This is a genomic window from Sinorhizobium psoraleae (assembly GCF_013283645.1).
GTDB lineage: Bacteria > Pseudomonadota > Alphaproteobacteria > Rhizobiales > Rhizobiaceae > Sinorhizobium > Sinorhizobium psoraleae.
In genome coordinates this window covers 1-1,156 of sequence record NZ_JABEKV010000061.1, presented here as the reverse complement: position 1 = coordinate 1,156, position 1,156 = coordinate 1, and the positions used below count along the sequence as shown (strand labels likewise).

Below are 1,156 nucleotides of genomic sequence, written 5' to 3'. Positions count from 1 at the left end.
GTGCCAAAGTAGTGCTAGTCACCTGAATCCTTAGTTCGGTTCATTGTTTTTTGGCAGAATCGTTTGACGGCGGCGAGGATTTCGTCGGCGGATTTGACCCATTTGTAAGGCTTGGGATTTTCGTTGTGCGCCTTGATGAAGGCGACGATATCGGCTTCGAGTTCTGCCGTTGATCGATGGACGCCGCGTTGCAATTGCTTGCGCGTCAGCTCTGCGAACCACCGTTCGACCTGATTAACCCAGGAGGCCTATGTCGGTGTGAAATGAACATGCCAGTGCGGCCGACGCGCGAGCCAAGCCTTGATCTTCGGCGTCTTGTGGGTTGCATAGTTGTCCATGACGAGATGGACCTCTGGTCCTTCGGCATCGCGACGTCGATCCGCTTGAGGAAATCGAGGAACTCGGTTGCCCGGTGACGTTTGTAGCATTTACCGATCACCGCACCGGTGGCAACGTCGAGCGCCGCGAACAGAGACGTCGTGCCATTGCGGACATAGCTATGCGTACGCCGTTCCGGCATGCCCGGCGCCATGGGCAAGACAGGCTGCTCGCGATCCAACGCCTGGATCTGCGACTTTTCGTCCACACACAGCACGATCGCCCGGTTCGGCGGCGACATGTAGAGACCGACAATGTCCTGCACCTTGTCGACGAACAGAGATCGGTCGACAGCTTGAACGTTTCCGAGCGATGTGGTTGCAGCCCGAACGCGGCCCAGATCCGACGAATGGTGGTGTGCGAAAGCCCTGTCTCGGCCGCCATGGAGCGGATCGACCAATGGGTGGCGTCCTTCGGGGTCGTGTTCAGTGTGCGCTCGATCACCTGAGCAACTTGCACATCCGACACTGTGCGTGGGCGACCCGCACGATATTCGTCGGTCAGCCCTTCAATGCCATTCTGCACGAACCGCCGCCGCCATTTGCCAACCGTGTGCTCGTGGACACCGAGGCGTTCGGCAACGTCCTTACTCTGCAATCCATCCGCGCACAGAAGGACCATCCGGCATCGATCGGACAGAGAACGCGGCGCCTTGTGCCGCCGAACCTGAGCTTCGAGAAAAGTCCGATCCTCATCGCTTAATACGACAATATCCGCCTGTCGTCCCGCCATACCAATGCCCCCGTCTCTCCGAATACGGGGTATATACAATGATACT

1 pseudogene is annotated in these 1,156 nt (G+C 58.0%); it reads right to left on the bottom strand.

What is annotated here, in order from left to right:
* Nucleotides 1–14: 14 nt before the first annotated feature.
* Nucleotides 15–1,110: pseudogene (locus tag ILFOPFJJ_RS34595) on the bottom strand (IS630 family transposase).
* Between the last annotated feature and the right edge of the window lie 46 nt (nt 1,111–1,156).